22 protein-coding genes are annotated in these 23,027 nt (G+C 63.9%); 14 read left to right on the top strand and 8 right to left on the bottom strand.

Features of this window, described 5'->3' with window-relative positions; all coding sequences use genetic code 11:
* The first annotated feature begins 256 nt into the window (after positions 1–256).
* The 4 genes from FH061_RS15420 to FH061_RS15405 all read left to right on the top strand — a co-directional run bounded on the left by FH061_RS15420 (position 257) and on the right by FH061_RS15405 (position 6,480).
* A complete protein-coding gene (locus tag FH061_RS15420; RefSeq protein ID WP_151636706.1) occupies positions 257–1,231 on the top strand; it encodes an EAL and HDOD domain-containing protein in 975 nt (324 codons plus the stop codon).
* Entirely contained in the window at positions 1,224–3,380 is a 2,157-nt protein-coding gene (locus FH061_RS15415; RefSeq protein ID WP_151636705.1) for a putative bifunctional diguanylate cyclase/phosphodiesterase, read from the top strand. Before FH061_RS15420 ends, FH061_RS15415 begins: the two co-directional genes overlap by 8 nt.
* A 134-nt stretch (positions 3,381–3,514) precedes the next feature.
* Positions 3,515–3,919, top strand: a complete 405-nt coding sequence (locus tag FH061_RS15410; RefSeq protein ID WP_151636704.1) for a hypothetical protein — start codon at positions 3,515–3,517, stop codon at positions 3,917–3,919.
* Between the two features lie 281 nt (positions 3,920–4,200).
* The gene (locus FH061_RS15405; RefSeq protein ID WP_151636703.1) at positions 4,201–6,480 is read left to right on the top strand and encodes a sensor histidine kinase; all 2,280 of its coding nucleotides are present in this window, start codon (positions 4,201–4,203) and stop codon (positions 6,478–6,480) included.
* Positions 6,481–6,599: 119 nt separating this feature from the next.
* On the opposite strand, the gene FH061_RS15400 is transcribed toward FH061_RS15405, so the two are convergent.
* The 6 genes from FH061_RS15400 to FH061_RS15375 form a co-directional block, all read right to left on the bottom strand.
* Positions 6,600–8,261, bottom strand: a complete 1,662-nt coding sequence (locus FH061_RS15400) for a hypothetical protein (RefSeq protein ID WP_151636702.1) — start codon at positions 8,259–8,261, stop codon at positions 6,600–6,602.
* A 104-nt stretch (positions 8,262–8,365) separates the two neighbouring features.
* Entirely contained in the window at positions 8,366–9,775 is a 1,410-nt protein-coding gene (locus tag FH061_RS15395) for a glycosyltransferase family 2 protein (RefSeq protein ID WP_151636701.1), read from the bottom strand.
* Positions 9,772–10,821 carry a HEAT repeat domain-containing protein gene (locus FH061_RS15390; protein ID WP_151636700.1) on the bottom strand — a complete coding sequence of 350 codons (1,050 nt, stop codon included), beginning with the start codon at positions 10,819–10,821 and terminating at the stop codon, positions 9,772–9,774. The genes FH061_RS15395 and FH061_RS15390 overlap by 4 nt, the downstream gene beginning before the upstream one ends.
* Entirely contained in the window at positions 10,802–11,566 is a 765-nt protein-coding gene (locus FH061_RS15385) for a YaiO family outer membrane beta-barrel protein (RefSeq protein ID WP_151636699.1), read from the bottom strand. Before FH061_RS15385 ends, FH061_RS15390 begins: the two co-directional genes overlap by 20 nt.
* The gene (locus FH061_RS15380) at positions 11,563–11,952 is read right to left on the bottom strand and encodes a response regulator transcription factor (protein WP_151636698.1); all 390 of its coding nucleotides are present in this window, start codon (positions 11,950–11,952) and stop codon (positions 11,563–11,565) included. The genes FH061_RS15385 and FH061_RS15380 overlap by 4 nt, the downstream gene beginning before the upstream one ends.
* A 206-nt stretch (positions 11,953–12,158) precedes the next feature.
* Positions 12,159–13,331: a PilT/PilU family type 4a pilus ATPase gene (locus FH061_RS15375; protein ID WP_151636697.1), complete on the bottom strand. Its 1,173-nt coding sequence runs from the start codon at positions 13,329–13,331 to the stop codon at positions 12,159–12,161.
* Between FH061_RS15375 and FH061_RS15370 the strand changes: the two genes are divergently transcribed.
* The 3 genes from FH061_RS15370 (at position 13,330) to FH061_RS15360 (ending at position 14,711) form a co-directional block, all read left to right on the top strand.
* Positions 13,330–13,566 carry a hypothetical protein gene (locus tag FH061_RS15370; RefSeq protein WP_151636696.1) on the top strand — a complete coding sequence of 79 codons (237 nt, stop codon included), beginning with the start codon at positions 13,330–13,332 and terminating at the stop codon, positions 13,564–13,566. The two genes, FH061_RS15375 and FH061_RS15370, sit on opposite strands and share 2 nt — an antisense overlap.
* Positions 13,567–13,864: 298 nt before the next feature.
* Positions 13,865–14,293, top strand: coding sequence for a DUF883 family protein (locus FH061_RS15365; RefSeq protein WP_225984687.1), 429 nt, complete (start codon positions 13,865–13,867; stop codon positions 14,291–14,293).
* A 280-nt stretch (positions 14,294–14,573) separates the two neighbouring features.
* On the top strand, positions 14,574–14,711 hold the full coding sequence (locus tag FH061_RS15360) for an entericidin A/B family lipoprotein (protein ID WP_151636695.1): 138 nt from the start codon (positions 14,574–14,576) through the stop codon (positions 14,709–14,711).
* A 174-nt stretch (positions 14,712–14,885) separates the two neighbouring features.
* On the opposite strand, the gene FH061_RS15355 is transcribed toward FH061_RS15360, so the two are convergent.
* Complete coding sequence (locus FH061_RS15355; RefSeq protein WP_151636694.1) at positions 14,886–15,596, bottom strand: hypothetical protein; 711 nt, start codon at positions 15,594–15,596, stop codon at positions 14,886–14,888.
* 383 nt (positions 15,597–15,979) lie between these two features.
* Here FH061_RS15355 and FH061_RS15350 point away from each other — a divergent pair, with 383 nt between their 5' ends.
* The 5 genes from FH061_RS15350 (at position 15,980) to FH061_RS15330 (ending at position 20,832) form a co-directional block, all read left to right on the top strand.
* Positions 15,980–16,681 carry a cysteine peptidase family C39 domain-containing protein gene (locus FH061_RS15350; RefSeq protein WP_404822475.1) on the top strand — a complete coding sequence of 234 codons (702 nt, stop codon included), beginning with the start codon at positions 15,980–15,982 and terminating at the stop codon, positions 16,679–16,681.
* A complete protein-coding gene (locus tag FH061_RS15345; RefSeq protein WP_151636693.1) occupies positions 16,678–18,141 on the top strand; it encodes a RimK family protein in 1,464 nt (487 codons plus the stop codon). The genes FH061_RS15350 and FH061_RS15345 overlap by 4 nt, the downstream gene beginning before the upstream one ends.
* The gene (locus tag FH061_RS15340; protein WP_151636692.1) at positions 18,138–19,466 is read left to right on the top strand and encodes a carboxylate-amine ligase; all 1,329 of its coding nucleotides are present in this window, start codon (positions 18,138–18,140) and stop codon (positions 19,464–19,466) included. The genes FH061_RS15345 and FH061_RS15340 overlap by 4 nt, the downstream gene beginning before the upstream one ends.
* Positions 19,463–20,257: an N-formylglutamate amidohydrolase gene (locus FH061_RS15335; RefSeq protein ID WP_151636691.1), complete on the top strand. Its 795-nt coding sequence runs from the start codon at positions 19,463–19,465 to the stop codon at positions 20,255–20,257. Before FH061_RS15340 ends, FH061_RS15335 begins: the two co-directional genes overlap by 4 nt.
* A 68-nt stretch (positions 20,258–20,325) precedes the next feature.
* On the top strand, positions 20,326–20,832 hold the full coding sequence (locus FH061_RS15330) for a hypothetical protein (protein WP_151636690.1): 507 nt from the start codon (positions 20,326–20,328) through the stop codon (positions 20,830–20,832).
* 73 nt (positions 20,833–20,905) lie between these two features.
* Here FH061_RS15330 and FH061_RS15325 read toward each other — a convergent pair whose 3' ends face one another.
* Positions 20,906–21,796 carry a M14 family metallopeptidase gene (locus FH061_RS15325; RefSeq protein WP_192805081.1) on the bottom strand — a complete coding sequence of 297 codons (891 nt, stop codon included), beginning with the start codon at positions 21,794–21,796 and terminating at the stop codon, positions 20,906–20,908.
* A 206-nt stretch (positions 21,797–22,002) separates the two neighbouring features.
* Between FH061_RS15325 and FH061_RS15320 the strand changes: the two genes are divergently transcribed.
* Both FH061_RS15320 and FH061_RS15315 read left to right on the top strand, forming a co-directional pair.
* Entirely contained in the window at positions 22,003–22,704 is a 702-nt protein-coding gene (locus FH061_RS15320) for a glutathione S-transferase family protein (RefSeq protein ID WP_151636688.1), read from the top strand.
* Entirely contained in the window at positions 22,701–23,012 is a 312-nt protein-coding gene (locus FH061_RS15315) for a 2Fe-2S iron-sulfur cluster-binding protein (RefSeq protein ID WP_151636687.1), read from the top strand. The genes FH061_RS15320 and FH061_RS15315 overlap by 4 nt, the downstream gene beginning before the upstream one ends.
* Positions 23,013–23,027 lie beyond the last annotated feature (15 nt).

Below are 23,027 nucleotides of genomic sequence, written 5' to 3'. Positions count from 1 at the left end.
CATCGCTGCAGCGCTTGACCGAATTCCCATTCCCCTCCTTGCCTGTCATGAAATCTCAGCGGCAGGCATTCAACTCGCGCGGGTTTCCGCCGTAAACAATGCATCCGCCTTGCCTTACGCAGCGGTCCGGTCCGACTCCACGCCGATGGACGATGGACGATAGTGGCAAATAAAGCATTTCCTATTAACAACAATATGGCCGAAACGGAGTACCATTGCCGTTCAGTCACCGCGAACTTTCGGCAACACGCACAAGATGATTACAACGCATGCGCCCCTGGTCTCGATAGATCTTCTGGCCGACCGCAACCGCAATCTCGCAGGTCTGGTCATTGATGCCGGCCCGGAGGGTGGCGCCGGCATGGAAGACCTGCCTTGGCAGGAAGAGCTGTCGAAGCTGGCCGGGCAAATTTCCTGCTTTTTCATTCCCGATACACCGATGAAGAAGGCCCTGCTTGCCGCAGGACTGGCGCCGCTGGATCGCACGACGCTGCAGCATAGCGATCAGCTTGCGTCCCTTTCGCCTCAGGCAAACTACATCGCCGGCAACTGGTATCTCGCCCCGCCCGCCAAGCCGACGGGTGCGCAGGCTGCATCTCGCGCGCTTGCGCTGCAGCTGGTGCAGCTGGTGACGGCCGATGCCGATACGCATGAAATCGAAGCCGTCCTGCGGCGCGATCCGGCGCTGTCCTATCATCTATTGCGCCTGGTGAATTCGCTCGGCATGGGGATGAGCAGGCAGATCACCAGCTTCTCACAGGCGATCCTGATTCTCGGCCGCGCGCAGCTGCGCCGCTGGCTCAACCTGATGCTGTTCTCTTCCCGGGCGAACGATGAACGCTCGGCGATGCTGCTGGCGCGGGTGGCGGTCAGGGCGCGCGCCATGGAGCTGTGCGCCAAGGCGGCCGGCATGGACAAGTCGGCACAGGAAGTGGCCTTCATGACCGGGATGTTTTCGCTGCTCGGCATCCTGTTCGGCATGCCGCTGGCCGAGGTGCTCAAACCGCTGAAGGTCAGCACCGCGCTGCTCAATGCGGTGCTGGAATATGAAGGCGATCTCGGGCAGCTGCTACGCCTGATCGAACACGTTGAGCGCAAGGAACCGGCAGAGGCCGCTGCCCTGCTTGTGCAATGGCATGTGCCGGCCGAAGAATTCAACCAGCTTCTGATCGAGGCGCACGGCTGGATGCTCGGCGTTGTCCGGGAAAGCCGCGGGGCAGGCAATGCCTGACAGCGCACTCGACCTCTGCATCGCACTTTGCCGCAATGCGCGCGACCTTGACGGCGCCGCACAGCTGCAGGCATTGAGCGAGCTGGAGAACCTGCTGCGCATCGCGAAAGCGAGCGTCCGGACATCCCAGGAGCAGGCCGCTCCTTCTGCGGCAGCCGTCGAACCAGCCATCGAGATGGACCTGACCGGCTATGTCACCGGATGGAATGCCGGCGCCGAGCAATTGTTCGGATACACCCGCGAAGAGGCGATCGGCCAGCATGTGCTGTTCCTGTATGCGGACGACGATAACGAGATAGCGGAACTGTTCCTGGAACATGGCACTTCGCTGATGGAAGTCAGGCGCCGCAAGAAGTCGGGTGAAATCTTCTGGGCCAGCCTCGCGCTGTCCCTGCGCCACGACGAGGCCGGCAATCCGGATGGCATGGTGGCCAGGATGTCGGAGATCAAGGAGCGGCTGTCGCCGGAAGACAAGCTGCGTCTGCATGCCCGCATCATCGAAGACAGCGACCAGGGCATCCTGATCACCGATGCGGACGAACGCATCGTATCGGTCAACACGGCGTTCACCCGCATCACCGGGTATTCCGCCGCCGAAGCCATCGGCAAGACGCCGGATCTGCTGCGGTCGGGCCGGCACAATGCCGACTTCCGCGCCGAGGTGCGTTCGGCCATGCTGGGTTCGGGCCCATGGCAGGGGGAGATTTTCGGCAAGCGCAAGAACGGCGAAATATTTCCGCAGTCGGTGTCGATCAGCGTCGTGCGCGACGACCAAGGCAGGATCACCCACGCCTTTTCGATCTTTTCCGACATCAGCGTCTTCAAGGAAGCCGAGGCGCGCATACAGCAGATGGCCAACTACGACAGCCTGACCGGTCTGCCCAACCGCACCCTGCTCAGCCAGCTGGTGGGCCAGGCGCTGACCGCGGCGCGCCGCAGCAGCAAGCATGGCGCCCTGATGGTGATCGACCTCGACCGCTTCACCGCCATCCACGACACGCTTGGCTACGACATCGCGGAAGAACTGCTGCGGGAAATATCCCGCCGCTTCCGCGCGGCGCTGCGCGACGAGGATGTGCTGGCGCGCATCGACGGCGGCAAGTTCGCGGTGGCGCTGCTCGACATCCAGAAACGCGAACATGCCGGCATCGTGGCCAGGAAACTGCGCGCGGCGCTCGACGCGCCGTTCGCCAACGAGTCGCATGAACTCCACATCGCTGCCCACATCGGCATCTCCGTATTTCCCGAAGACGGGCTCGACAGTGCATCGCTGCTGCGCTTTGCCGATGCGGCGATGACCAAGGCGAGGCAGAACAGCGATGTCTCCTACGTGTTCTACAGTTCGGAAATGAATGAGCGGGCGAAGGAGCATCTGCGCATCGAAACAGAATTGCGGCGCGCGCTGGCGAACGGCCAGATGCTGCTGCACTACCAGCCGAAAGTGAGCCTGCGCAGCGGCCGCATCGTCGGCGCCGAGGCGCTGATCCGCTGGCGTCATCCCGAACGCGGCATGGTGCCGCCGGGCCTGTTCATTCCGGTGGCGGAAGAAACCGGCCTCATTCTTGAGATCGGCAGCTGGGTGTTGGAAGAAGCCTGCCGCCAGATCCGGGAATGGACCCAGCGCGCCTTCAAGGCGCCGCCGATCGCGGTCAACCTGTCGTCGCGCCAGTTCGACCGCGGCCTGCCGCAACGCGTGCAGGAGGTGCTGGAGCGATACGATGTCACGCCGGACCGCATCAAGCTCGAGATTACCGAAACCCTGCTCGTACGCGGGCCGGAGCAGGTCATTCCCATCATGAACGAGCTGGCGGCGATGGGCCTGGCGCTGGCGCTCGACGATTTCGGCACCGGCTATTCCAGCCTTGCCTACCTGAAAAAATTCCCGATCAGCACGCTCAAGATCGACCGTTCCTTCGTCATCGGCCTGCCGCGCGAGGAGAACGATTGCGCGATCGCGCAGGCCATCGTCACCATGGGCCAGCAGTTGCGCCAGGAAATCGTGGCCGAAGGCGTGGAAACGCTGGAACAGATGACTTTCCTGCGCAATCTCGGATGCGACCAGTTGCAGGGTTATCTCTTCAGCCCGCCGATATCGAACGACGCCTTCGAGCAGATGGTGCGCGAGGGCAAGCGGCTGCCGCTCGGCTGAATGCGGCAACCCGTGGCTGGTGCAACACGCCCGGGCGGGCACTTATCAGTTTCGCCATAGTCAGACAGGAATGTTCGCGGACCCGGTCCGCGTATTCCCAAATCGATTCCATACCGATCCGCAGGAGAATGACGATGGCAAATACCCTGGTGCGCGTGTTCGACCGCCTCGCCGACGCCGAACAGGCGCGGGAACAATTGCTCAGCAACGGCTTCCCCGATTCCAGCATCAACATGACTTCCACCTGGGACGAAGCCGGCCCGGTGCAAGGCAATTTCGTGGTCGACCGCAAGGAAGACAGCAATCCCGACTCCCCCAGTTTCCTTGACCGGCTGCATGATGGCGATCCGGATGCCGGCACCGACATCAGCCGCCGGCCGGATACCAGCGCGCCGCAGAAAATGGTTCAGCGCGGCACGATCGTCATGACGGTCAACGCCGAGAATGAAGAGCTGCAGTCACGCGCTTCCAGCATCCTTGGCGAAGCCGGCGCCACTGACGTTGACGAACTGGTCTATCGCCGCAATCGGGAAGGCTGAACCAAGGCCAGGTCACAGCATGCTGGTGCCGCGCAAGCCGCGGCACCAGCATGAGCCGTTCACTTTCTTCGGTTCGCTCCGCCCTGATTCCCCCCTGCGCGACGCATTTTCCCTATCCCGGCCGAGGCCGGCGACCGTACCGCGGCACAGATCCCCTCCCTTCCGCCTCGCTCCGATACACGGCATCAGAGACGCATGGCGAACGCCGTATCGCTTCGCGGCAATGCTAACATGCATGACCGGCGCCTCGCCGGCGCCAACGCCGCCATCATGGTCATTGCATGAACAACAAGAATCCCCTTTCGAACCGCAGCATCGGTGTTTACCTTGCGCTGGTGTTTTCGCTGATGACCGTTGTGCTGACCATCATCCTGGTCGAGGTCATCGGCATCACGGCCACCCGGCAGATCAAGACCAACATCGGCAACGGCCTGGCTGAACTGGCGACGCAGACGTCGGACAAGCTCGACCGCGGCATGCATGAGCGTTACCGCGAAGTCAGGCTGATGGCGATGCGCAAGGACCTGACCTCGCGCGAGGTGAGCATCGCCGACAAGCGCCGGGTGCTCGATGAACGCCAGCAGACCTATGGTTTCTACGCATGGATGGGCTTGACCGACCCCGACGGCAAGGTGCTCGCCGCGACGCAAAAGATGCTGGAAGGCGCGAACGTGGCGCAGCGTCCCTGGTTCAGGAATGCGCTGGCGGGCAATTATCTCGGCGATGTCCATGAAGCGGTATTGCTTGCCAAGCTGCTGCCCAATCCTACCGGCGAACCGAAGCGCTTCGTGGATGTGGCCTTCCCCTACCTCGACAGCGACGGCAAGCTGCTCGGCGTTTTGGGCGTTCATCTTTCCTGGCAATGGGCGCGGGACGTCGAGCGCTCCATCATCACGCCGATCGCCGTCCGCCGCCATGTCGAATCCATGATCCTCGACCGCAACGGCGTCGTCCTGCTCGGGCCGCCCGGTGTGCAGGGGAAGACCCTCGACATCAAGCGGTACCGGCTGGATGACGGCAAGTCGAACGGCTTCCATATCGAAGAATGGGACGACGGCAAACAATACCTGGTCGGCCACAGCACCAGCAATGGTTATGCGGACTATCCCGGTCTCGGCTGGACCGTCGTGATCCGCCAGAATGTCGAGGAAGCCTATGCACCGGCGAAACGCCTGCAGCGCCAGGTGTTCTGGAGCGGCCTCGGTCTGGCGCTGCTGTTCTCGGCGATAGGCTGGCTGGTGGCGCGCCGGATCGCCCGTCCGCTCGGAGAGCTTGCCGCCTGCGCGCGGCAGGTGCAGACACGCCAGGCGGCCGGCATTCCCCAGATCGACACCGACTATCTCGAGGTGCGCCACCTTTCCGGCTCCCTCAACGCGCTCGTGGCGGATCTGCTGCAGAAGGAATCGGCGCTGCGCGACCTGAACCAGACGCTGGAGCGCCGCGTCGAACAGCGCACGCAGGAACTGGCACAGGCGCTGGCGGAGGTGCGCAACAGCGAGAAGCGCATCAAGACCATTATCGAGACGGCGCAGGATGCCTTCATCGGCGTCGACCTGCATGGCAAGGTCACCGACTGGAACGGCCGCGCCGAGCAGATGTTCGGCTGGCGCGCCGACGAAGCCATCGGCCGCGGCCTCGAAGAGCTCATCATTCCCCGTCGCTTCCATGAGCGCTACGCCGGCGCGCTTGTCGAATTCCACCGCAGCGGCGCACCGGATTATCTGAACCGGCGCATGGAACGCATCGTGGTCAATCGAAACGGCCGGGAGTTTCCGGTGGAGGCCACCATCGGACTGGCAGGCACGGCCGATACCTATTTCTTCAGCACCTTCCTGCACGACATTTCCGAACGCAAGGAAGTCGAGCGCATGAAGAATGAATTCGTGTCCACCGTCTCGCATGAATTGCGCACGCCGCTCACCTCCATACGCGCATCGCTGTCAATGCTGGTGGACGACATGGACGGCATGGGGGCGGAGCTGCCGCCGGACGTCAGGGGCTTGCTCAACATCTCCCACCAGAGCTGCGAACGGCTGGTGCGGCTGGTCAATGATGTGCTCGACGTGCAGAAGATCGAGGCGGGCGGCATGGAGTACCGGATGCAGCGGCAGCGGCTGCGACCCCTGGTGAAGGAAGCGATGGAGGCCATGGATGCCTATGCGCGGCAGTACCGGGTGCGGCTTGCCCTGGAAACCGACGGCAGCGATCCTGAACTGCAGGTCGACCATGACCGCATGATCCAGGTGCTGCACAACCTGCTGTCGAACGCGGTGAAGTTCTCGCCGCCGGAAGCGACGGTGACCGTAAAGGTGCAACGGCGGGACGGGAATGCAAGGATCTCGGTGATCGACCATGGCAGCGGCATTCCGGAGCACTTCAGGGATCGCATTTTCCAGAAGTTCGCGCAGGCCGATGCGAGCGACTCCCGCCGCAAGGGCGGCACCGGCCTCGGATTGAGCATCTGCAGGAGCATTGTCGAGGAACACGGCGGCGCGATTTCCTTCGAAAGCGAACCTGGCAAGTACACGATGTTTCATGTGGATTTGCCGCTGGCGGCTTGAGGGCGATTGTGCAGTGTAGTGGGCTGCTTGCGGCCGTCAGTCATAGGCTGGTGGAAGATTAGAGCGGTTTCACCCCTCCTCATGGGCAGCAGGTACGGGGAAGCGTCGGAGCCGTGCTCTTACTTCAACTCATGCAGCGCGATGCCGGCGAACCCCGGCCATGCGGAAAAATCCGCTTCCAGCGAAGGCAGCAGCCTCAGCATGCGCGCCGGGTCGCGGTGGAAAGTGGTGGCGGAGCCGTCGAGCAGCCGGTCTGACACAAAGCGATAGGCCTGAACGCCTGCCGGCGCTGCCTGCGGCTGCTTCAGCAGGACCAGCACCGGCGTCTGGTCCAGCCTCACCAGCCAGAGTTCGCCATCGGCCGCCTTCACATAACGGCGCTGCCATTCCGCATCGACCGGGCCGGCTTCCAGCGCAATGCGCACGCGCTTGTTGTGGCTCGCAGCCCAGTCAAGAAAGGGTGCGCCGAAGCGCAGGATCTGCTCCGGATCGGTCCGGTAATCCATCACGGTCAATCCGGACGCATGCGGGGCCAGCGACTTCAGCAGCTCGGTCTTGTCGGCCCACCAGAACGGCACCACGAATTCCAGCGGCAAGCCTGCCGCCGCCCGGTGCAGGGCTGCGGCCAGCGCAAGATAATGCCGGTCCAGCGCAGGCGCCGACAATTCGTAGCCGGCCACCAGGTAATGCTCGATATCGAACTGCAGGCCGCGCAGGCGCGCCTCCGGAGGAACCGACCGGTTGTAGGCCGCATAGGCGCGCACGCGCCGCACCGATGCCGCATGCTCGCCTGGCAGCACCATGTGCGGATCGCCGTCGACGCTCCACACTTCGATGCCGCGCCTGGACGCATCGCGGATGAAGGCGGAAAGCCGCGCGGGTTCGGCCACCGCGCCTTCCTTCACCGGCGCGGAGATGAACAGGGTACGGATGCCATGGCGCTCGGCGTGCGCAAATGCCCTCTCCGGCTGGTGCCAGTCGGCCGGCTGCCAGATCCATGTTGACCTGCCCGGCGCGCCGGCTCCCGGGGTGGCGCGCGGCAGCAGCCGCATGTCTTCGATGAGCAATTCCGATTTTTCCATCGGACAGGCGATGGAAAAGCTGCGCCAGCGCAGGCGGTCGATGCCGGCGCGCGGCAACGCCAGGCGCTGCTCCCGTCTGCTTTCCGCCTCCAGATGACCAAGTGCCAGCGCGCTTCCGCCGGCGGCGCCGGCGGCGTCCTGCACCTGCACTTCATAGCGTCCGCTGCCGGCAGCCTTGAGCTGCAGCTCGGCCTGGGCCTGCGTCAGGGTCCAGGGCGCGCTCAACATCACGCCGGCCGGCTTGCTGCCGGGGGCGCATTGCAGGCGCAGCCTGCCGTCGGAGATCTGCGCCCGGATGCGTTCCTCGACGCCGAAGCCGCGCACCGTCATTCCCGGCAGCAGGTTTTCACGCAAGGGCATGGGGCTGAGCGCATCGCGGCGCGATGATGCAGCCGCCGTGCCCGAGGCGCTGCCGATCAGAAAGCGCCCTTCCTTTTCCGGCCCCTGGAGGAGGACCATGTCGCCCAGGGCACTGGCAGCGGCGGGGGAAACGGGATGGATCGCGGCGATGGCATCGGTCGGCACCGGCAGGGAAATTCCCCGGCAGCCAGGCTGCTCCGCGGCGCTCACGAACAGGCGCATGCGCGTGCCGTCGGCCTGGGTGACAAGGCTGGCATGCGCACCCTGCTCCGGCTGCAGCTGCTGCGCGGAGGGACAGGACTGGAGAATGGCCGCTCCGGCGGCATGGGATGAAGTCACGATAAGCAATCCGCCTGCCATTGCCGAACCCAGCGCGGCCAGCCGTGCCGGCGGCCAAAGGCGCTGCGCCGACAGTGCCGGCCGCCCCGCCTGCCGGCGCCCTGCTATTTCCTCTGCCAGGTGCCCTTGCGCGTCATTACGCCCCAGCTCGCCTCGCTCTGCGTCGCCCAGCGCCACAATCCGACCAGGCGCCAGTAGCTGTTGAGCTGGCGGTAGCCGAAGTTTTCGATGATCACAATCAGACCGAGCCATGCCAGGTGGCGCCCTTTCGGATAGATATGAAACGACATTTCTTCCAGCAGCAGCCCCGATGCCGAGAGCATGATGCCGAGGCCGATGGCGACGAACAGGAAGATCGACGCGGCGCCCCAGGAAATCCAGTCGAATGCGAAGGCGACCGCCATGAAGAGATAGCCTCCGAGTTCCACCAGCGGTCCCAGCCATTCGAACAGCACCATGAACGGGAAAGCGAACCAGCCGGGAACGCCGCCGTTGCGGCTGAACATCAGCCCCCAGTTCGAGGACAGGCTTTCCGACAGGCCGCGCTGCCAGCGTATGCGCTGGTTGCGCAAGGTTTGCCGATCTTCCGGCGCTTCGGTCCAGCACACCGGCTCCGGCACGAATTCAATCCGGTACGGCTGGCGCCGCTCGCGCAGCACGCGGTGCATGCGCACCACCAGTTCCATGTCCTCGCCGATGGTCTTGGGGCGGTAGCCGCCGGCCAGGATCACCGCTTCCTTGCGGAACACGCCGAAGGCGCCGGAAATGATCAGCATGCCATTGATCGCCGACCAGCCCAGCCGGCCGAACAGGAAGGCGCGCAGATACTCCACCACCTGGAACATCGCCCACAGGTTGCGCGGCAGGCCGACGCTGGTCAGGAAGCCGCCGCGCACGTCGCAGCCATTGGCCACGCGCACCGTGCCGCCTGTCGCCACCACCGTCGGATCGTGCAGGAAAGGCTTGACCACCTTCTGCAGGCTGTCGCGCTGCAGGATGGAATCGGCATCGACGCCGCAGAACAGCGGATAGCGCGAGGCATTGATGCCGGCATTGAGCGAATCCGCCTTGCCGCCGTTCATCTTGTCGATCACGCGCAGGTTTGGATAACGGGTCGAGCGGAAGATTCCGTTGATCGGCTTGGTTTCGATCTGCACCCGGTAGGCTTCCGGGAAAGGCAGCAAGCCGAATTCCTCCTTCAGCACCTGCAGGGTATTGTCTTTCGAGCCGTCGTTGATGACGATGATTTCCAGCTCGGAATACTGCAGTTGCAGCATGGAACGCACCGAGGCGGCGATGGTGGATTCCTCGTTGTAGGCCGGCACTAGCAGGCTGATCGGCGGTTCCAGTCCGGAATAGGCTTGCGGCAGGTCGTCGAGAATCCGTTCTTCGCCGCGGCGGCGCAGGGAAATGATGGCCAGCAGATTGAGCAGCAGATAGCCGCCGTTGAGCACGATGAAATAGCAGATGACGAACCAGGTAACGAAGGCGACGATCAGCGCATGGGTACTCATGCCATCTCCTTTTCGGCCAGCACCTGCGTCAGCATGTCGGCCGCGTAGCGGTCGGAGGCTTCGTTGCGCAGGCGCTCCAGCTCGCCGGGTTCCAGGAAGGGCAGCTCGGCCAGCGCCTGCGCGGCGCGGTAGCGCACCCACCATTCGGAATCGTTGAGCAGCCGCGTCAACGGCTCCACATCCTCGCGGCCGCCGATGCGGCCGAGCGCCTTGGCAACCTGCACGCGCACGCGCCAGTCGGGATGCGCGACATGCGCCCGCACCTCGCCGCACACGGCGGGACTGGAGGCAATGCGCAAGGCGGTAACCAGCACCGTGACCGATTCATGCCGCAACATGCCCGCCTGCATCGTGGGCGGCAGGTCGGCGCGCAAGGCTTCGGCAAGCTGCAGGGCGCGCGGCAGGCGGTTGTCGGAAAGTTCGGGAATGATCTGCTCCAGCACTTCCGCGCAATCTTCGCGCGCTTCCTGCAGGATGCTGACAACCTGGGACAGCGCCCAGTCGTCGCGTCCGATGAAGAACGGCATCATGGTGCCGGCCGCTGCCTTGGGATCGATCTGCACCAGCGCCCACAGCGAGTACAGCGAGGCGGTGCTGTCGTCGGAAGCGGCCTGCTTCTGCAGGAGATCCCAGGACTCGCGGTCACGCAGGTGGCCGAGCACGAGGGTGGCAAGAAGCCGGGCGGCGCGGCGGCGGCCGACCAGCAGCTCGCGTGCCAGGACATCGCACCGCAGCCGCATCGCCACCTCATTGAGGTCTGCGCTGGCCGAACCGCGCAGCGACTGGTGCAGGTGGACCCAGAATTTCAGGAACACCAGGCGCTCGCCGCGGCGCAGGCGCGGCAGCGATTCGGGAATGTCGCCGATGATGGCGGCATTGAGCACGGGGCGCCATTTGGCGAGCGCGGCCTGCTCACGTCGCTGCCTGCGGCGCAGGGCCATGCGCAGGTTGACAATCTCGCCAGCCAGCAGCAGCGTCACGATCAGTGCGGCGAAACCGGTCCAGAAGGCAGCCGCCAGCAGCGGATCAGAAAGTGTGCTGGACACCGATGCTCACTCCGTTGCGAACATAGAATTCGCCCTGCCGGGACGAGCCGATGCCGTAGTTGAACGCCCAGTCGCGGCTGAGCCAGTGGCGGCCGACGAGCGTCGCCGAACGCAGGCTGGTCAGCGCCACGCTGCCGCCGATGCTGGCGGCTTCCTTGCCGCCGGCGAGGATGATGCCAACCGAATTGCGGTCGCCGTAATAGTAGCTGGCGCGCGCTTCGCCGCTGTGCGCCGTGGTGTGGAAGGCGCGCGCAGGGCGCCAGCCGAGAGCCCAGCTGAAACTGGAAAAATAGTGTTCCAGCATCAGCAGCGACTGGTTCACCCGCACCTCGTCGTAACGGGTGGTCTTCGCGCCGGCATGGATCAGCCAGGCCGGCGCGAATTCATACTGCAGCGCGGTGCCGAAGGCATTGCGCGCCAGGACCCTGTGGGTCGGGCTGGCATTGGCTTCGACGCTGGCGGTCAGTTGGCGGGACAGCGGCGCGACGTAGGCGGCCGCGATCTGGCTGTCGCGCAGGTCGAAGCGCTCGGTCTGCGTGACGGCGAGATCGAACAGCCGGCGCGGCGCGAGTTCGTGGCTCATCCTGACAGAGGTCTCCTGCCAGTCGGGAGAGCCGCTGTTGAGATGTTCATGACCGACGAACAGGCCCGCCGTGGTTCCGGCATGTGCGGCCAATGACGCCGCGGCCATGGCCGCCGCCGACAATGCGCATGCGGCGTATCGGTATCGCGCGGGCCGGCTCATGGCTTGGCTCTCAGGAAGCGTCGTATGCGGGCCAGCAGTTCATTCGGCTGGAAGGGCTTGACGACATAATCGTTGGCGCCGGCATCGAGCGCGCGGACGATGTCCTGTTCCATGGTCTTCGCGGTCAGCATGACGATGGGCACCGCTTCCCATCCGGTCCTGGCGCGAATTATCTTCACCAGTTCGAATCCGTCGATGTAAGGCAGCATGACATCGAGCAGGATCAGGCGGGGAATCTCGCCGGCGGCTTCCATGCCGTCGCGGGCGGCGAGGCCTTCATTGAACAGGCTGACGCGGTAACCTTGGCGTTCCAGCATGAATTTGAGTACCTGGCCGATGTGCTCGTCATCTTCGACAACCAGGATGTGATTGGAATCTGTAGTCATAAAGGTGAGGCGGGGTGGACGACCGCTATCTTAACCAATATGGATGGCCGGCGTGAGAAAGACATGCCGCCGTTGGGGGGAATGTTGGCTCGAATCGACAGGCGCAGCGCGGCGCCCTTGCCATTCCGCCTACTTTGTGCCTGCCCTTGGCCATCACTCCCGCTGGGGTTTTCCGGCCCCATGATGAACGGTAACCGGCCGCAGCCCTATTTCTTTTCTTCTTCGACGTCTTCCTTTTCCTCGTCCAGCGCCAGGTTGAATGCCGATGCCTCGCCCGGCTGTCCGCGATTGGCGCGCAGCTTGATCTGCAGCCGCAGTTCATTGGCCGAATCGGCATTGCGGATCGCTTCGTCGTAGCCGATGTGCCCGGCGTTGTAAAGATCGAACAAGGCCTGGTCGAAGGTGCGCATGCCAAGCTCGCGCGACTTGGCCATGGTTTCCTTGATCGCATGGAACTGGCCCTTGAGAATCTGCTCGGCGATGGTCGGCGTGTTGAGCAGGATCTCGATGGCGGCGCGCCTGCCCTTGCCGTCCTCGGTGCGCACCAGGCGCTGCGAAATGATGGCGCGCAGGTTGGATGACAGATCGCCCAGCAGCTGGTTGCGCCGCTCTTCCGGGAAGAAGTTGATGATGCGGTCGATGGTCTGGTTGGCATTGTTCGCATGCAGCGTGCCGAGGCAGAGATGGCCGGTTTCCGCGAAGGCGATGGCATGCTCCATGGTTTCGGTGTCGCGGATTTCGCCGATCAGGATCACGTCCGGTGCCTGGCGCAGCGTGTTCTTCAGCGCATGATGCCAGGACAGGGTGTCGACGCCGACTTCGCGGTGGGTAATGAGGCAGGATTTGTTCTTGTGCACATATTCCACCGGGTCCTCGACGGTGATGATATGCCCCGACGAGCTGGCATTGCGGTGATCGATCATTGCCGCCAGCGTGGTCGACTTGCCCGAGCCGGTGCCGCCCACCACCAGCACCAGGCCGCGCTTGGTCATGATCACATCCTTGAGCACCTCGGGCAGCTGCAGCTTTTCGAAATTCGGAATCTCGGCCGCGATGGTGCGGATCACCATGCCGACCTGCTGCTGCTGAACAAAGACGTTCACCCGGAACCGGCAGACGTTCGGCAACGAGATGGCGAAATTGCATTCGAATTCGGTGTCGAATTCCTGCCGCTGCTTGTCGTTCATCAGCGACAGCGCCAGCTTGCGCGTGATCTCGCCGGTCAGCTTCTGCTGGCTCAGCGGCTTCATCGCTCCCTGGTGCTTCATGCTCGGCGGGAAGTCGGAAGAAATGAACAGATCCGATCCGCCCTGCTGGTGCATGACCTTGAGCAGTTGATGCATGTAGCCGCGCGCTTCATCGTTTCCGAAATTCGACATGGAAACCTTCCTTTTGCTGATTCAGTTCCGTGCGGATGTTCATCGGGAGACATCCGGCCATGCGGAATTATGTTTCCTTAAGGAAATTGCAGCAAGCGGTTTGTCGATGGCTGCGCCGAGCCTGTTTTCCCTAGGCAATGCACATAAAGATTTGCACCCAACAAGGTTGCAATACTTACATTCAATTTGTACAAATTTGGAATGCGGCTTGCCCGCGGCCTTGTGCCCTTTCTGATTCACCGGGTAAATTCTTTCGCTTTCATGGAGTTGGCGCTTCCTGCGGCAAGCAAGTACAGATGGCACAGGCCTTGCTGAATGCAGGGCAAGTTGCCAGGGAAGAGAGGCCGCCTGATGCTGTGCGAGGCATTGGCAAATCCTGATGCGATCGCAGACGCCAGGGTGTTTCGATTCCTCACTTCCATTGGCACTGCCGCGGTCCTCGGATTGCGGACGGGGAAGGCCAATGACCGGCGGGAATCCGAAGACCGCGGCATTGCCCTTCGCATCAGGCAAACGTCTTCAAGGAGTGATCCATGGATACCAATCCCCCATCGGCCGCAGGCAGCGACCGCCCCGCAGGCACGATCTATTCGCGCGGCGACAGCGAAGGCGCCAGCGGCGGAGTCGTCAGCAGCATCACCATGGCAAGCGACGGCAAGGGCACGCCGCGCTCGGCCGCCTCGCTGCGTACCGAACTGTCGAGCCTGAAAAGCGATCTCGATGCGCTGGTCAACCGCTCTCCCAATCTTTCGGACGAAGAGCTGGTGCAGGCGCATGCGCAACTGATGGCCAAGTTCGGCACCATGCGCTATGCGGCCAAGGGTATCGCTACCGAGGCCAGCCGCCAGTTCAACCGCGGCATGGAAACCACCAGCACCTACGTCAAGGACAAGCCGATGCAGTCGGTGGCGATGGCGGTGGGCACCGGACTGCTGCTCAGCCTGCTGTTCAAGCGGCGTTGAGATTTGACTATGAACAATCATTTGACCGTGAACAATCTTTAGAACGCAGGCCTGTCGAGCCGACTCTCAGTATCGGCAGGCGCGTATGTGCAGGGGAGCAGTCAGCGCAGTCACAACCCGCACAAGTGCCAGGTTTCATCGATGTACGCAGCATCCACCTTGGTGGAACCAGGTGCTGACAGCCGGTGTTGCAGAGAAGCATGTCCGTCTTACAAACAGGCATGATCATTGCAGCGTCAAGAAAATCTGTTTTACCCGTTAACCTGAAAGGAAATAAATCATGAAAAAAATCATCTCCGTACTGAGCGTCTTGATCGTTACCGTTGGTTTGACAGCTTGCAACACCATGTCCGGCTTTGGCCGCGACGTCGAGCGTGGCGGTGAAAAAATCCAGGGCTCGGCAGACCGCAACAAGTAATCCGCAATTCCTGACCGACTGCTCAGGCAATGCAAAAGGCAGGCGTGGCCGCTTCGGCCAAGCTTGCCTTTTGCGCATCTTCAAGTGTTGATGTCCGGGTATGCCTGGCACCCGCCCCCTTCGCCTCCCCCGCTTCATCTACTTCATCTGCTCCATCTGCTCCCTCCGCATTATTCAGCGCGTTCCACGCCCTGCCCCTCCTGGTTTTCCCGCCCCTTCCGCATTTCCCGAACCGGTCGTTCCGCTTGCCGTACCTGCCCCGCTTGCTTCACTACGGACCGCGGGATGTTCCGCCACCTGCTGCGGCCAGGTCAGCACGGCGGTCGCCAGATGCTGGCCGGTCTTGCGCCCGGCTGCCACCTTGATGCTGCGGCGGATCACATGTCCGCGCGCATCGGCGCGGATGCGGTAGTTTCCGGCACGCGGCAGGTCCACCAGCATCATTGGCGAATCGCAGCGTGCCTGCAGCAGCCTGTTGCCGCTGGCGTCGGCGATATCGACATTGACGTCGGCCAGGTAGGCACCGTCGCGCGCGGCGAAGGTCAGCATCAGGTCGTATGACGATGCCTGCTGCCTGATGTAAGCGGCCTCTTCCTCGCCGACGCCGCCGCACAGGTAGGTGATGTCGTTGCGCATGACCGGCTTCAGGCGTTCCGCCGGGGAAGCCGGCACGCGCTCGGCCAGCGCATCCACTCCGGCTTCCGAACTGGTGGTATTGACGCCGCCGGAAGACAGTTCGCGGCTGGCTGGCGGCACGGCCGGTGCGGTAATGGCCGCGGCTTCGGCAGAACCGATCGGGGCTGCGGCAGCCTGCGCGCCGGCAACAAGGGGAAAGACTGCCATCAGCATGGCGCAGGGCATGGAGAAGTGCTTTGTCCTGTTCACGGCGATGTCTCCTGACAAGTGAGTCGGCGTAACCTCTTCGTCATGCATCTTTCATGCCGAAGCAGCGGCAGCGGGAAACTTTTGTCTGCGCGATGCGTCAGTTGGTACACCGCCGCATCGCGCGACGCCGCCGCAAGCGCGCATGCTCCGGCTGCCGCCAACTGGCATCGAAAATGCTAAGAGTGCCTGTCAACATGACGATGGCAAGGCCTACCGACGAAGACAGCGCGGCAAGCGGCATGTTGACAGGCAATCCAAACAACTTCCATTGGCCAAGCATCGACCAGCCAGGGGAACAGGACGACATGATGCATGCCGATACCAAGCATGACGTGCAGAGCCGCGTTTTAGGCGCACAAGATCTGTTGCAGTTGCCGGTCCGCATTCTGCCCCAGCCGGACGAAACCACCTGTGGCCCGACCTGCCTGCATGCGGTGTACCGCTACTGGGGTGACGACGAAGCGCTGCCGGAAGTGATCAAGCGCACGGGACGGCTGGAGCATGGCGGCACCTTCGCGGTGTTCCTAGCCTGCGATGCGCTGCGCAAGGGTTACCAGGCCACGATCTATACCTACAACCTCAATGTGTTCGACCCGGTGTGGTTCACCGAACCCGGCATCGACATCGCGGAACGGCTGCAGCGCCAGCGCGAGCACAAGGTGGATTACCGCCTGCAGCATGCCACCAACGGATATCTCGAATTCCTCAAGCTTGGCGGGCGGCTGCGCCTGGTCGATCTGTCGCGCTACCTGATCCGGGGCATCCTGCGCCGCAGGATGCCGATCATCACCGGACTCAGCTCCACTTTCCTCTACCGCGCCGCGCGCGAATACGGCCCGGACGATACGCCCGACGACGTGCGCGGCCTGCCGTCGGGGCATTTCGTGATCATCGGCGGCTACGACCGCGAACGCCGCAAGGTGTTCGTGGTGGACCCCTACCAGCAGAATCCCTACGACAGCGCGCAGGCCTACTGGCTCAGCGTGGACCGCGTGGTCAATGCCATCCTGCTCGGCATCGTCACGCATGACGCCAACCTGCTGATCATCCATCCGCGCTGCGGGCCGCGCCAGGAAGAGCCATGAACATTCTCTTTGTCGTCAGTCAGCCGCAAGATTGGCCGAACGACATCCCGGGCGTTACCGTCGTCCCTGCACACACCTATCTGCTCGACCCCGCCTACGGGGACATCCATTCCACCAAGGTCTTCAATCTCTGCCGTTCCTGGCGCTACCAGAGCGAGGGCTATTACGTGTCGCTGCTGGCCGAGGCGCGCGGCCACCAGCCGCTGCCCGATGTCGAGGCGATGAAAGACCTGCAGTCCGACACGCTGGTGCAGGACATCGGCGAGCGCCTCGGCAACCTGATCGACTGCGCGTTCGCGCGCACCGAAGAGGATGTGGTCGATCTCAACATTTATTTCGGACAGGATGCGGACGGCCTCCATCCGCATCTCTGCGAACAGCTGTTCAGGCTGCTGCGCGCGCCGGTGCTGCATGCGCGCTTCGAGCGCCTGGACAACGCATGGCGCCTGTGCAGCATGGTCGGCGGCAGCCTCCGCGACATGCCGCCGCACCACCGCGAACTGGCGGCGCAGGCGGCCAGCCTGCATCTGAAGGAACACAAGATCCGTACCGACACGTCCGCGCGCCAGCCGGCGGTGGCGATTCTGCACGATGCCGCGCGCGCGGAGGCGCCGTCGAATCCCGATGCCATGCGCAAGTTCTGCGAGGCGGCGGAACTGCTGGGCATGGAGGCGCGGCTGGTCGGCCCCGGGGACGCCGGTCGCATCGCCGAATGCGATGCGCTCTTCATCCGCGACACCACCAATGTCGACCACTATACCTACCGCGTCTCGCGCCAGGCAGCGTCGGCGGGACTGGTGGTCATCGACGATGCCGACTCCATCCTGCGCTGCACCAACAAAATCTATCTGAATGAACTGCTGACGCGCCATCACATTCCGACGCCGAAGCACATGGTGGTCCACAAGGACAACGTGGACCAGATCGTGCCCACCCTCGGCCTGCCCTGCATCCTCAAGCAGCCCGACGGCGCCTTCTCGCTCGGCGTGGTGAAGATCGAATCCGGGGAGGAACTAGTGGCCCGGGTGAGCGAACTGCTGCAGCAGTCGGAACTGGTGCTCGCGCAGGAATACCTGCCGACCGAATTCGACTGGCGCATCGGCGTGCTCGACCGGCGCCCGCTGTTCGTCTGCAAGTACTACATGGCGCCCGGCCACTGGCAGATCATCAAGCATGAGCACCAGCGCACCAGCGAAGGCCGGACCGAAGCCCTGTCGATAGGCGAGGCGCCGGACGACGTGGTGAAGATCGCGGTACAGGCGGCCAACCTGATCGGCGACGGTTTCTATGGCGTCGACCTCAAGCAGGTTGGCAACCAGGTGGTGGTCATCGAGATCAACGACAATCCCAACGTCGATGCGGGCAACGAGGATGCGGTGCTGGGCGATGCGCTGTACCGCGAAATCATGGGCGTCTTCCGCAAGCGCATCGAGGCCCGGAAAGGAAACCCGAACTCATGAGCGACAATGCGTCTTCCCCGCTGCATGCCTTTACGGGCTACGGCATCGAGCTCGAATACATGATCGTCGATCGCGACAGCCTGTCCGTGCTGCCGGTGGCCGACCGCCTGCTGCGCGGCGCGGATGCTCAAGGCGGCGGCGAAGTACGGCGCGGCGCCATGGGCTGGTCCAATGAGCTGGTGCTGCATGTGGTGGAAATCAAGAACCGCGAGCCGGCCGCCTCGCTGGGCTTGCTGCATGAAGCCTTTCAGGGTGAAGTGCGGGAAATCAACCGCAGGCTGGATGCCATGCAGGCGAGGCTGATGCCGGGCGCGATGCATCCATGGATGAACCCGCTGGCGGAAACGCAGCTCTGGCCGCACGACAATGAAGAGATCTACCGCACCTATGCCCGCATCTTCGACAGCCGCAGCCATGGCTGGGCCAATCTGCAGAGCATGCATGTCAACCTGCCCTTCGCCGACGATACGCAATTCGCCCGCCTGCATGCGGCAATACGCCTGGTGCTGCCCATCCTGCCGGCGCTGGCCGCAAGCTCGCCCATCGCGGATGGCGGCATCACCGGCTTCGCCGATTACCGGATGCAGGTCTATGCCGGCAACGCCGACGGCATTCCCTCGATCGCCGGCATGGTCGTGCCGGAAAACGCGGGCAGCCGGAGCGAGTACGAGCAGCGCATCCTCGCGCCCATGTACCGAGACATCGCGCCGCATGATCCGGAAGGCGTGCTAAGGCATGAGTGGCTCAATTCGCGCGGCGCCATCGCCCGCTTCGACCGCAACGCGATCGAGATCAGGGTGATCGATACCCAGGAGTGCCCGCAGGCCGACCTGGCGATTGCGGCCGCCACGGTCGACGCGGTGCGCCGGCTGTATGAAGCGCCAACCCTGGCGGAACAGCAGGACATGCCGACGGCGATGCTGGCAGGCCTGCTGCACGCCTGCCTGCGCGATGCGGAGCAGGCGGCCGTCACCGATCCCGCCTATCTGCGGCTCATGGGTTACGCGGGCCGCGAGTGCAGCGCCGGGGAATTGTGGCGTCACCTTATCGGCAACATGATGGAAGACGACGTGCATGATTCGCTCCAAGGCCATCACGGTCGCCAGGAGCCATGGCGCGAACCCTTGCACACGATTCTCAAGGAGGGGCCGCTGGCCCGGCGCATCCTGCGCGCGGTAGGCGACGGTGGCGCCCCGCGGGCGCGCCTGCGCGAAGTGTATGCGCAGCTGTGCACCTGCCTGCAGGACGGCCGGATGTTCCTGCCGGACGAATTTTCCGCGGCGCCGGCCAATGTCGTTCCAGCGGCCTCGGCCACGCCATCTTGAGCCGCCCCGACTTTCTCTTCATTACCTGCGAACACGGCGGCAACCGCATTCCTGCCCGCTACCGGCACCTCTTCGCCGACCATGAGGCGCTGCTCCATACCCATCGCGGCTATGATGCCGGCGCATTGCGCATGGCCCGCGACATGTCGCGGGCATTGTCTGCTCCGCTGGCGGCATCCACCGTCAGCCGGCTGCTTATCGACCTGAACCGCTCGCCGGGCCATCCCCGGCTGTATTCGGAAGCCACCCGCCCCGCCACCAGCGACATGCGCGAGGAAATCTTCCGCCGCCATTACCTGCCTTACCGCAGCAGGGTGGAAGCGGACATCGCCCAGGCCGTCGATGGCGGCGCGCGGGTGATCCATGTGTCCTGCCACAGCTTCACGCCCGAACTCGACGGCGACGTGCGCAATGCCGATATCGGCCTGCTCTACGATCCGTCGCGCGCGGCGGAAGTGGAACTGTGCCGGCGCTGGCGATCCGCGCTGCGGGTGCGTACCGGCTTGCGCATCCGCATGAATTATCCCTACAGCGGCACTTCCGACGGATTCACCGTCCATCTGCGCCGCCGCTTTCCAGCCGGCAGCTATCTCGGCATCGAACTGGAAATCAACCAGAAGCATGTGTCCGCACGCAGCAGCGACAGGCGCTGGCGGGAAATGCGGCGCGCGATCATTGAAGCGCTTGCTGAAGCATTGCGTCCGCAGGATGCGGCATCGAGGTTTCCGGCGGCACCTGGCATGTCTGGCACGCCTGCCACGCCCGGCAGGGCAGCATCCCTGCCGCGTTGAACTTGACTTGTCAGGCACGGTCCATGCACTCACCTGCCATGTGTTTGACGATTGCATCAAGGCATATCATGAGCGCCCCGTTACTTCCTGCTTCAGTCGCGGTTCTCCTCGGCCTGAGCGCAGCTGCAGCGTTTGCCCAGCCGGTCAGCCCCGTCTCCTCCGCAGCGCTAGCCGCGCCGCCCGCAGCCCTGGAACAGACTGTCGCGCTTTTCCTGCAGCAATTCATTTCTCCCGACAAGAGTCCCGAAGCCCAGGCGGAATTCTTTGCCGACGGCGTCGACTACTATGAATTCGGCCCGACCGCACGAAGCGAGATCGTGCGCGATGTGCGGCATTACAGCCGGCGCTGGCCGGTGCGCAATTACCGCTTGGCCCGCATCGAGTACATCACGCCCGATCCGGCATCGGACAGCGTATTCGTCAGCTATGTGCTGGAGTATGAAGTCAGCGGCCCGCAGCGTAGCGCGCGCGGCCAGGCCAACTACGGCGCGGTGATCGCGGACCTGCATTCCGAACCGAAGATCGAGTGGATACGCGAGAGAGTGGTCGGCAAGCGCAATGCCGGGACGGAATAATCGCGGTCAATAGAAAGGGAGGCGCGCGGCCTCCCCTTTCCCGTCTTCACCCGTTCGGGCGACTCGCCGCCGGTCACTCCGGATAGGCGGTGGCCGTGCCGAAGTAGAACCATTCGCCGCCGGTCGCCGCGGCTTCCTTGGGCAGCACGATGAAGCCGTCTTCCGGCGCCGCCAGCACTTCGCCGCCGGCGAGCACGGCGATCGGCTCGTCCTTGCCCACAGCATCGAAATGGCGCCACGGCTTGCTGAATGCCGCGCCTTCGTTGCGGTAATAGACGCTCTTCATGCGCACGCAGCGCAATTGCGCGGTCTCCGCCGGCTGTGCCAGCGACGATGCGGCCGCACATTGCGGATCGAGCATGTCAAGATGCCTGAGCGCCATCAGGATGGCGCGGTAGCCGACATCGGCGGCATCGGCATTGTGATGATGTCCGCATTCCAGGGTGACCGCCATCGCGCCGCGGGTGCGCGCATATTCGGTGGTGCCCTGCGACTCCTTGCTGTCGCCTCCGCCGCCGTAGGCTTCCGCCCAGCCGTAGACGAAGTCGGTGACGCCGAGCGATTTGGCATAGGCCAGTTCGCGCGGGTTCTTTCCGCTCAGGAAAATGAAAGGACCGCCCGGCGAGGCGAAGGAATGCAGGTCCAGCAATACATCGGTGCGGTCCAGCAGGCCGCAGACGATAGGGTCGAGGTGGTCTTCGTAATGCTGCTTCTCGTCCTTCGGGTAAAGCTGGCGGTTCAGGTTGCGCTCGACGAAACGCACGTTCTGCTCATACGCCTTCGGGTTCACCACCGGCATCATCTGCAGCGTGCCGCGCCGCAGCGCCGCCTCGCCGCCATCCAGGGCCGCGATCAGGCGCTTGATGGCTTCCGGGCCGCAACGCTCGTTGCCATGCACGGCTCCCAGTATGGTCAGTGCCGGGCCGGCTTCCAGCGCTTGATAGACAACGGTCTTGACAGTCATGTTGAGTCCTTTTTTCAACCTTTTCGAATTTACCTGGTGCACCGGCTTGCAGCCTGCCGGCATCGCGACCGCCATTGTCGCATTCCTTGTGACCTACATGGCGGAATGCCACGGTTTGCACGCCGCGCTACAATTCCACACCCCACCAAGGAGACGCATGCCATGACATTCCGGACATCCCGCCGCTGCGGCCGCATCGCTTAGCCATGCTGACCCTCTATCACTGCGTGAGCGCCCGCTCGTTCCGGCCGCTCTGGATGCTGGAGGAACTGCGGCTTCCCTACGAGCTGAGGATGCTGCCCTTCCCGCCCCGCGCCGCCGCGCGCGACTATCTCGCCGTCAATCCGCTCGGCACCGTGCCGGCGCTGCTGGACGGCGGCTTGCGGATGACCGAGTCGGCGGCGATCTGCCAGTATCTCGCCGCACGCGGCACGCCAGGGGTACGAGGGGCACCAGGGACACATGGTGCGCTTGACGTGGCCGCCGGCGACCCGGCCTTCGGCGAATATCTCAACTGGCTGCATTTCGGCGAGGCCAGCCTGACCTTCCCGCAAACCCTGGTGCTGCGCTACGGCCGCTTCGAACCGGAAGAGCGGCGCCAGCCCCAGGTGGCCGAAGATTACCGCCGCTGGTTTCTTGCGCGCCTGCGCGGCGTCGATGCCGTCGTGGCCCGGCAGGAGCATCTGTGCGCGCAACGCTTCACCGCCGCCGACGTATCGGTCGGCTACGCGCTGATGCTGGCCGAACTGATCGGCCTGGAACCGGAATTCAGTGAACCGGTGCGGGCCTACTGGCAGCGGCTGCAGCAGCGGGAAGGCTACCGGCGCGCCATGGATGCGCAGGAAAGGGCCGCCATCGAACAGGGCGTGTCGCCGCTCCCGGCCACCGTCACGGGCACGCAGGCGTGAGTGCCGAAGACGCCCGGCCCGCCTTCACCGTGCGCATCGAACCCGCGGGCTGGGAATACGCGGCCCGCGGCGAACAGTCCCTGATGGCCGCGGCCCGCGCGGCGAGGATAGACTTGCCGGCCTCCTGCCGCAACGGCACCTGCCGCACCTGCCTGTGCAGGATGGTCAGCGGACAGATCCGCTACGGCATCGACTGGCCCGGCGTGAGCCGCGAGGAAAAGGCCGAGGGCTATATCCTTCCCTGCGTTGCGCACGCGGAATCGGACGTGGTGCTGACGGTGCCGCATGCGAGGAAATTGCCGGGCTGAATGCGGCCATGCTTT

It is taken from the genome of Noviherbaspirillum aerium, from assembly GCF_008929045.1.
GTDB classification, from domain to species: domain Bacteria; phylum Pseudomonadota; class Gammaproteobacteria; order Burkholderiales; family Burkholderiaceae_D; genus Noviherbaspirillum; species Noviherbaspirillum aerium.
Note: the sequence above shows the minus strand (reverse complement) of the source record. Positions and strands in the feature narration are given on the sequence as shown.

Excerpts from the sequence above, each read along its gene's own strand:
- FH061_RS15420 (WP_151636706.1), top strand. The coding sequence starts at position 257 with ATGATTACAACGCATGCGCCCCTGGTCTCGATAGATCTTCTGGCCGAC.
- FH061_RS15415 (WP_151636705.1), top strand. The coding sequence starts at position 1,224 with ATGCCTGACAGCGCACTCGACCTCTGCATCGCACTTTGCCGCAATGCG.
- FH061_RS15410 (WP_151636704.1), top strand. The coding sequence starts at position 3,515 with ATGGCAAATACCCTGGTGCGCGTGTTCGACCGCCTCGCCGACGCCGAA.
- FH061_RS15405 (WP_151636703.1), top strand. The coding sequence starts at position 4,201 with ATGAACAACAAGAATCCCCTTTCGAACCGCAGCATCGGTGTTTACCTT.
- FH061_RS15395 (WP_151636701.1), bottom strand. The coding sequence starts at position 9,775 with ATGAGTACCCATGCGCTGATCGTCGCCTTCGTTACCTGGTTCGTCATC.
- FH061_RS15385 (WP_151636699.1), bottom strand. The coding sequence starts at position 11,566 with ATGAGCCGGCCCGCGCGATACCGATACGCCGCATGCGCATTGTCGGCG.
- FH061_RS15380 (WP_151636698.1), bottom strand. The coding sequence starts at position 11,952 with ATGACTACAGATTCCAATCACATCCTGGTTGTCGAAGATGACGAGCAC.
- FH061_RS15370 (WP_151636696.1), top strand. The coding sequence starts at position 13,330 with ATGGAAACCTTCCTTTTGCTGATTCAGTTCCGTGCGGATGTTCATCGG.
- FH061_RS15375 (WP_151636697.1), bottom strand. The coding sequence starts at position 13,331 with ATGTCGAATTTCGGAAACGATGAAGCGCGCGGCTACATGCATCAACTG.
- FH061_RS15365 (WP_225984687.1), top strand. The coding sequence starts at position 13,865 with ATGGATACCAATCCCCCATCGGCCGCAGGCAGCGACCGCCCCGCAGGC.
- FH061_RS15360 (WP_151636695.1), top strand. The coding sequence starts at position 14,574 with ATGAAAAAAATCATCTCCGTACTGAGCGTCTTGATCGTTACCGTTGGT.
- FH061_RS15345 (WP_151636693.1), top strand. The coding sequence starts at position 16,678 with ATGAACATTCTCTTTGTCGTCAGTCAGCCGCAAGATTGGCCGAACGAC.
- FH061_RS15340 (WP_151636692.1), top strand. The coding sequence starts at position 18,138 with ATGAGCGACAATGCGTCTTCCCCGCTGCATGCCTTTACGGGCTACGGC.
- FH061_RS15330 (WP_151636690.1), top strand. The coding sequence starts at position 20,326 with ATGAGCGCCCCGTTACTTCCTGCTTCAGTCGCGGTTCTCCTCGGCCTG.
- FH061_RS15325 (WP_192805081.1), bottom strand. The coding sequence starts at position 21,796 with ATGACTGTCAAGACCGTTGTCTATCAAGCGCTGGAAGCCGGCCCGGCA.
- FH061_RS15320 (WP_151636688.1), top strand. The coding sequence starts at position 22,003 with ATGCTGACCCTCTATCACTGCGTGAGCGCCCGCTCGTTCCGGCCGCTC.